The organism is Shewanella sp. 10N.286.52.B9 (assembly GCF_002873635.1).
GTDB lineage: Bacteria > Pseudomonadota > Gammaproteobacteria > Enterobacterales > Shewanellaceae > Shewanella.
Window position 1 is genome coordinate 1 of record NZ_MCTY01000138.1, and the last position, 670, is coordinate 670.

Sequence of the window (670 nt, forward strand, 5' to 3'; positions counted from 1 at the left end):
CACGTTAGCTTGAATGTTGCTTAAGTTATTAATGGTAAAGTTCATCCGGTTTTGCACCGCACCTAAGTCTGCGCGTTGTGAATCAATGCCTGCTATCGCGCCATCAATAATCGCCAATGCATCTTGAGCACCGTCCGCTGAACTGATATCAACTGAATTCACAGATGTAAGAGAAGATGATGCTGAGCTAATTAACTCACCCACATCAGCTGTACCATCGTCAGCAACTGTAAAGCTCTCTTTTGATGATAAATGTAGCTCAGATGAAACAGATACTGCAGCAGCACCTGCTGCTTTACCACCAAGTTCAACAGCACCGGCCGTATTACCCGTAATCTCGATACCTTCTACACCCGTTGTTTTCAAATTAATCGCACCCGCATCATTAACAGACGCTTCAAAACCATCTTTTGATAAATCTGCAGCAAGGCTCTCCATATCACCACCATAAGTGGCTAAATCATATTTCTTACCGCCAATTTCAAGGTCGCCATCACTGGCAGAGTCAAGCTTATCAATAGTAGTTTCAAGTCTTGCTTCAGCTGTCACACCAGTATTTGCAGCGTTAATCTCATCAGCAACAGTAGCTGCTCCGGCTGCACTTATAGCAACTGACGTTCCATTAATTGACAAGCTGCCATTCGTAGCTTTTTTTGTTGATAATGCCGTT

1 protein-coding gene is annotated in these 670 nt (G+C 43.6%); it reads right to left on the bottom strand.

What is annotated here, in order from left to right:
• Window positions 1-670 (bottom strand): flagellin (locus BCU91_RS08145; RefSeq protein WP_277869339.1); only part of this gene is annotated, 670 nt, incomplete at both ends.